This window comes from Aequorivita antarctica, assembly GCF_007997155.1.
Classification (GTDB): domain Bacteria; phylum Bacteroidota; class Bacteroidia; order Flavobacteriales; family Flavobacteriaceae; genus Aequorivita; species Aequorivita antarctica.
Genome location: NZ_VORT01000005.1, coordinates 282672 through 290064, shown reverse-complemented (window position 1 = coordinate 290064; position 7393 = coordinate 282672). Strand labels below are relative to the sequence as shown.

Genomic DNA, 7393 nt, shown 5'->3' with positions numbered 1-7393 from the left:
AAGCATCCCCTCTTTTTAACGGTTCCAAATTCTGCCCATTCCCAACGCTGAACTAAAAAACAAAATCGCTTAAAGCGGCTTATATGGGTTGGGTTTTTATAAATTATGGGGTTGTGCAACGGTTACCTTTGTTATATGCAGTTTTTTTTATTTAGTGATTGACTTTGTAAACTGCAAAAGTTTCTCTGTCCGACAGTAAATAAAGGTAGTAGATTTTGTCATATTCGTTCTCTGTGATTAATGATTTGGACATATTTACTATTTCGAGGTCATTATTATATATGAAGTCGTTCAATTCAATGTTGAAGTAAAAGGAACCTTCCTTAAACCTATCATTTGCCAAAATTGAATTTTCCAAGTTTCGAAAATCTAAAGAGTCGATTCTGAAAAGACTGTATTCTGCCATAGGTTCAAGAAAACCACTTTCTTTTCCTGATTGAATCAAGGTCGGCTTGTAAACTTTATCAAATTGAGCCATTTCATTTACTTCATCAAACAGTTCGGTGTCTGTTTTACAACTAACAAATGATAGTATGGCGACTATTAATAGAAGTCGGTTCATTTTTAATGCTTTACAACATGTATATATACGACAAGTCTATTCTTGCTATCCGGCACATCAGCGCAACTAGTTTTTGATAATTTCAAATATATGGCAATGCCGTATTACTTCATAACGGAAAACCGAAACAGCCTGCATTTTAATCGGGGAGAATACCAAGTATAACTATTTTGTCGGTTTCAAAAGTTCCTGAAGGGCATTACAAATGCAACGATAAATAGACAAGCTTTTAAAAAGCACGCCGGAGTTAGCCAATGACTTAACAACCCCTGGAATGATTGTTAATTCTTTTATTGTTTGCACTTTCGTCATTTACCTTTTTGAAAATCTTTCTCGTCTTCAATTAAATGGTCGTCCCATTTTTCTTTTGGCAAGTCAGAGAACAATTCAATTAAATTGTTCTCTGGGTCTCTAAAGTGTGTAACTCTAATTCCCCATGCCGTCATGTCTTTTGGCTCGGTCAAGGATTTTATACCTTTGGTTTGTAACGAATTGTAAGTTTCGTTTACATTGTCCACTTGAACTATGATAGCAATTTTGTCTTGCAAAATTTCATTTTGCTTTGCGTCAGAGTTGTTGATGGCAATACTCATTAATTCTGCCTTAAACAAAGTAAGTCCTGATGGATTGCCGATATTGAAACTGGCGAAATTGTCGCCAAGTTTGCCCCATGTACATTCTAAACCAAGAATGTCGTTGTAAAAAGTGAAGCACTTGTCAAAGTCGTTCACTAAAAGTCTGATGTTACTGAATTTCATTTTGCTGCTTTTTTAAATTATTAATGAAGCAAAATTACTTTTCGGTCATCGTTGTCAATTGTAAAAATCGGTCGTCTTTATTCTCAAACAATTCGGTTGGATTATTTCCAGTATGTTTTTTTAAATCTTTAATGAAATGTGATTGGTCAAAATAATTATGTTCGGGGTGAAGTTTTCCATTTTTTATGTGGTTGAAGGAAGCAAATAGTTTCAAAATTTTGCAATATGATTTTAAAGGAATACCAAATCTGTCTTTGAAATAACGATTTATTTGTCTGCTTGTCCAAAATACTTGTTGCGAATATTGCTCTACTGTCTGTTCGCCATTGGTTTCGTACAATAAGTTGAACAGGTTTTGTTTTCTGCAGTCAATATCTTTTTGACTACCCAAAATTGAAAGCATAATTTTATTCAGCTTATCAGTTACATTTTCCAAATCCGCAAATGTGGTTTTATCCAATTGCCAAAAGCTATTTTCTTTTATTTGTTCGCTGTTGCAAAAAGCGGAAATGTTTTGTTGCAAAATATAGTCAACCGCTAATAGTTTAAAACGTATTCCAAAAATTTGCCTGTTTGGCTCAATAGAAACGTCAACTTGTTTGATCCAAAGTCCTGTTAGGGAAATTTCTTCTTGCTTGTAATTGTTTAACGAAATGATTAGGTCAAAACAGCCATCTGGCAAAATTGTAAAGTCAAGTTGCTGCTTTGCAGAATTGTCAAACCACCAATAATTCTTAACGAAGTCGGTTAATAAATTGTCGGGCTGAAATTCTTTATAAATCATTCTAATTTTTTACTTATAATTCAATTCTTCTGTTGTAGTTGAAATTATACATAACAACAAGTGTATATACGACATTACTATTCGCAATATCCGGCACAGAAATACAACTAGTTATTAATAATTTCAAATATAAGTCAATACCGTATTACTTCATAACGGAAAAACGTAAAAGCGCGCTAGCGTGTATTATTTAAACTTTATAAGTAGGGGTAAAATCTGTGCTAACGGTTATAATCTTTAAACGTACAGAAAATATATCTTGGCTATTTGATTTATAAATTTTTACCTGATTTCAGGTAGAAAAAGTTACGCCAATATAGGTATAGGTATTTATTATATTGAATACTAGATTTGTAATTACAAAATGGGTTTTTAAGAATATTACATCCAGTATTTTATATCTAAAAATAACTCGAATTATAAACGTTAATAAGCTTTAACAATATTATTTGAGGTTAATCCTAAATGCGTTCAAACTTCAAGTGATATTATTCATTTTTATAATTCATGTTGGGTCATACATGCAGGATATTCAGAAGATGATTTTATGATGTATTAGTTAAATGATTTTTGACTCATTCTTGATTTTTTTTATATGGCTATGAATTTTTCAAAATTCACTACACACCAAGCATTTTAATATATTTTTTAAATATTAATTTAACAATCAAAGATTATGAAATCAACCTTTTTAATAGTAGTCATTATTTTTTTGACTCACCCTATTTGTTTTTCTCAAACCATATTTCATAAAAGAATAAATGAAAGCCCTGCCAATACATATTGGAATAGAGTTGAATTTAATGATGACGGATTTTTGATTATAGGGGAGTCTTTTTTTACAGAGTATTTGAATCTTAATTACTCAGGAGATTTAATAAATTCTAATAAATTTAGTCCAAATTCTTTTTTAAATATTAGTGCTTTTAACACAACCAAACCAATTTTTTCAAATAGTCTCTCAGATTTTGAACTATTTAATTTCGATGATAATGTTTTAAATATTATCAATGCACAAAATTTTCAATTCTTAAACGGCAAAAGCTATAGCGTTGCAAACTCACTTTTTAATTCAGAGAACACTATTTTTAAATTTGGAAAAAAATTAAGTGATTCTAAGTCTATAATATGTGGTTCTTATAATTATTTAAATCCAGATGAAGAAACAATAGACAGTTCTTCTATAATTGCATTATTTGACAACCAGCATAATTTATTGTGGTCTAATGTCTTCACATTAGATGGCTACTACTTATTGCCTGATTTTCTTTTAGAAAATGACACTAATTACACTGTAATAGGTAAAATAGGTATAGAAGGAGCAGGATTACCAAGTTCTGCTCAACAAGTTTTTATATTAAAAATTGATAAAAGTAATGGGAATCCAATCGGTTTATTGGAAAGGTATAGCCTTGGAACTCATTTTGAAATTACGAATGTGTCTTCAAATAATTTATTTCTTACTGGCGGTTATGAGGATCTTTTGAGTCCGAGTGTAATACCTACAACTGGATTAATAGTAAAATTAAATCAAAATGGAAGCCCAGCCATTAATTCTGTTGAAGCCATTCAGGTAAATAATTTTGATATATCGTTATTAGATTTTATAGAACAGTCAGATGACGGATCTGTTTATTATAGTGGAACACTTGGTAAATATCTTCAAACTGGAGGTTGGTCAATAGATTTTTCTCATTTTTTTGTTGGAAAATTAGATAGCACTTCAAATAATAGTATATGGAGCACTGTATTTTCAGATTCAGCATCAAATGGTCAACTAACAGAGTATGGTAGAGCAAACTATTTAAAAGAACTTGAACATACAATTTTTGCAATCGGAACTTATTCGGGAGCTAATGGGAATGATTATTTTATAAAGATTAATAAAGAAACAGGTTTGTCTTCGTGTAAAAATATTACTGTACAATCACAACTTGAGAATATACCTTTATCATTGAATTTTCATAGTGTTGAAGTTACAAATAATGTTCTTTTATTTAATCAAAATTTGACATTAGACAATGATGACCAAATTCCGAGCTTTGTAGATGATTCCTTAGTAATATGTGAAGAGGTTTTAAGCACAAATGATTTTGAACATGATTCTTTAAAAGTTTATCCAAATCCTGTAAATTCTAATTTGAATATTTATAGTAACTCAGCTAGTTTTTTAATACAATCAATCAAAGTTTTTGATATTTATGGAAAATTAATATACACTACTGATGATATTACTACTGAAAATATTGCTATAAATACCACATCATTTTCAAATGGTGTTTATTTCCTAGAAGCTACTTCAAATTCCGGAAAAAAACTTGTACAAAAATTTATAAAACAGTAGTTATTTTATTGCGAAACATTGGTGTTACTGAAGATTTATCATTTAACAAATTTTTAATTTGATATAGGGTATACTAGTTCCAAATGTGTTTTTGAATTATAAAATAATAAAAAAAATAAGTTATGAATTTAAAAAATGAATTTTTAAAAGTTGATAAATATTTCTCACCCAGAGTAATTGGAGAAGTAAACGACCAATTTATTAAAGCAGCCAAAATAAAAGGACAAGAAATTCCTTGGCATAATCACGAAAGTGAAGACGAATTATTTTATATCGTTGAAGGTTCTTTGTTAATGGAAATTGAAAATCAGGAAAATTTCGTTATGCAAAAAGGGGATTTATATGTTGTAAAAAAAGGAATCAATCACAGAGTTTCATCTAAAGAAGAATGCCTAATTATGCTAATTGAATCAAAAACTACAGAACATACTGGAAAAGTTAAATCTCAAATTACAAAATCAATTGACGAGCAAAAATATTGATGAAAAATACCGTATAAAAGAAAAGTAAAGCCTGGGAACGTTGGACGATATTTTACCAAAAAAACTAAAAATGAAAAAAATTTGCATTTTGCTTTTACTAATTAGCAACCTAATTTGGAGTCAAAACAATAAAATCCAAGGAGTAGTTAAAGATTCCGAAACATTTCAACCAATTCCATATGTAAATATTTATAGTGAAAATGAATTAAAAAATAATTCTACAGGTTCAATTTCAAACGAAAACGGAGAATTTACCGTAATAAATAATAAATCAAAAATTGTATTTAGCCATATAAATTATGAAACTTTTTCTATAGAATCTGACGGAAACTTAAAAGAAATTTTATTGAAACCTAAAAATTATGTTTTAGATGAAATAGTAATTTCAAACGAAAAGCCGAAAGATTATTTGAAGAAAATAATTAAATTATCAAAAAACAAAATAGATAAAAACACTTTATTAAAAGGTTATTGCAGAGAAATTGTAAAAGTAAATAATGAATACACTAAATATTCAGATGCATTAGTTGACTATTATATAAAAAAAGGTAACGGAAAAGCAAATTTAGTTTTAGGTCAACATCGAGCATTGAAAAGTAATAATCTAATTAATGAAGATGATAAAAGTATTGGTAATGATAATTCTCCAATAAACGTTAAAGATTATGTGAAAAATGCTTATAGTTTTGAAACAATTGAAAAGTTGTTAAAAAGTGATGATTATGAGTTTGAAAGGAAAATTATGAAAGAAGCAAATGGAGATGAATATGAATATATCGGAATTATTCCAAATGAAGAAAGTGATGAAATGTTAAATAAAGGTTATGTAATTATTGACCCAAAATCAAAAAGTATTTTAGAATTTAAAATTTACACATCTGAAAATCATTTAAAAAATGCAAAAACTATTAATTTATTAATTGCAAAAGCAAAGCGTAATAACATTTTAGTTTGGTCAAAGTTTAAAATAATTAATAATCAGTATATTTTGATATACAGTAAAAAGCAGGTTGGAATGTATATAAAAATGGGAAAGAAAGTTGATCATAATTTTGATTATGCAAGTGATTTATTTGTTTATGAATTTAAAAATAATGTTGAAATTCCAGACAACGGATATAGTAAAAAAACATTATTTGAAGCAGGAAATAGTTTTACCGACAATTTTTGGACAAAATATAATATTTTTCCATTAAGTGAAAATGAAGAAAAATTCATTAATTCAATTCAACAAAAATAAAAAACATCGCCCAACAGCGGTTTGGCGCAATTGGGGTTTTAGGCAAATTTTGAAGATGGTTTTGTATCTTTCAATTCAGTGCAAAACCGAAATTTTTGGCTTCCTTAATCCGCAACAGCCGTAAAGCCTGGTAACGATGTTTTGTACTAGGAATCGCTAATACTTATAATCTTAGGGATATAAAACCGTAACATATTTTGGATTATTAAGTCTAAAACAACAGCACTGTCATTTTATCTGATAATCCTTACATTTTAAAAAAAATGACTATTGTTAAAACATCAATCAATCAAAAAGTCAATCAAAAAATCAATCAAATTATGGAATTAAAAATCAAGAATTTAAGCAAGACCTATTCAAATGGTGTTCATGCATTGAAAGGTATCACATTAAACATACCTCAAGGTATGTTTGGTCTTTTAGGACCTAATGGTGCGGGGAAATCATCCTTAATGAGAACGCTCGCTACTTTGCAACAAGCAGATTCTGGCTCGGCTACGTTAGATGATTTAGATATTTTAAAAGATAAAGCTGAAGTTCGAAAAATTCTAGGATACCTTCCACAAGAATTTGGGGTGTATCCTAAAGTTAGTTCTTATAATATGCTTGATCATATTGCTTCCTTAAAAGGTATTTCAAATAAAGGCGAACGCAAAGAATTAGTAGCATCACTTTTAAACAAAACCAATTTATGGGATGTTCGAAATAAAAGTTTAGGAACCTATTCTGGCGGAATGAAGCAACGTTTTGGTATTGCACAAGCCTTAATTGGTGATCCAAAATTAATTATTGTGGATGAGCCTACCGCTGGTTTAGATCCTGCTGAAAGGAATCGTTTTCATAATTTATTATGTGAAATTGGAGAAAATACGATTGTTATTTTATCGACGCATATAGTAGAAGATATTTCTAACTTATGTAATAACATGGCAATTATTTGTTTGGGCGAAGTTGTGGCGAAAGGCATTCCAAATGAATTAACCGAAGGCGTTAAAGGAAGAATATGGACTAAAGCCATTGAAAAAGACGAATTAGCACATTACAAAACGGATTTACAGGTTATTTCTACACATTTGAAAGCTGGGAAAACCGTTATTCATGTCTTGAGCGATAACAAACCTGATGCTTCTTTTGAGGCCTTTGCAGCCAATTTAGAAGATGTGTATTTTGCTGAAATCACTTCACGTATGAATAGTACTTTGGTGTAATTGTTTAATCTAACC

7 protein-coding genes are annotated in these 7393 nt (G+C 29.4%); 4 read left to right on the top strand and 3 right to left on the bottom strand.

Going from position 1 to position 7393, the window contains the following annotated elements; all coding sequences use genetic code 11:
* Positions 1 to 151 precede the first annotated feature (151 nt).
* The 3 genes from ESU54_RS09420 to ESU54_RS09410 all read right to left on the bottom strand — a co-directional run bounded on the left by ESU54_RS09420 (position 152) and on the right by ESU54_RS09410 (position 2104).
* The gene (locus ESU54_RS09420; protein ID WP_146744064.1) at positions 152 to 562 is read right to left on the bottom strand and encodes a hypothetical protein; all 411 of its coding nucleotides are present in this window, start codon (positions 560 to 562) and stop codon (positions 152 to 154) included.
* A 308-nt stretch (positions 563 to 870) separates the two neighbouring features.
* Positions 871 to 1320, bottom strand: a complete 450-nt coding sequence (locus ESU54_RS09415) for a VOC family protein (RefSeq protein ID WP_111846084.1) — start codon at positions 1318 to 1320, stop codon at positions 871 to 873.
* A gap of 34 nt (positions 1321 to 1354) precedes the next feature.
* A complete protein-coding gene (locus tag ESU54_RS09410; RefSeq protein ID WP_111846083.1) occupies positions 1355 to 2104 on the bottom strand; it encodes a DUF6597 domain-containing transcriptional factor in 750 nt (249 codons plus the stop codon).
* A gap of 676 nt (positions 2105 to 2780) precedes the next feature.
* Between ESU54_RS09410 and ESU54_RS09405 the strand changes: the two genes are divergently transcribed.
* The 4 genes from ESU54_RS09405 (at position 2781) to ESU54_RS09390 (ending at position 7378) form a co-directional block, all read left to right on the top strand.
* Complete coding sequence (locus ESU54_RS09405) at positions 2781 to 4448, top strand: T9SS type A sorting domain-containing protein (protein WP_146848112.1); 1668 nt, start codon at positions 2781 to 2783, stop codon at positions 4446 to 4448.
* Positions 4449 to 4570: 122 nt separating this feature from the next.
* Positions 4571 to 4930, top strand: coding sequence for a cupin domain-containing protein (locus ESU54_RS09400; protein ID WP_146848111.1), 360 nt, complete (start codon positions 4571 to 4573; stop codon positions 4928 to 4930).
* Positions 4931 to 5000: 70 nt separating this feature from the next.
* Positions 5001 to 6170: a carboxypeptidase-like regulatory domain-containing protein gene (locus tag ESU54_RS09395; RefSeq protein WP_146848110.1), complete on the top strand. Its 1170-nt coding sequence runs from the start codon at positions 5001 to 5003 to the stop codon at positions 6168 to 6170.
* 320 nt (positions 6171 to 6490) lie between these two features.
* Entirely contained in the window at positions 6491 to 7378 is an 888-nt protein-coding gene (locus ESU54_RS09390; protein WP_111846015.1) for an ABC transporter ATP-binding protein, read from the top strand.
* The last annotated feature ends 15 nt before the right edge of the window (positions 7379 to 7393 follow it).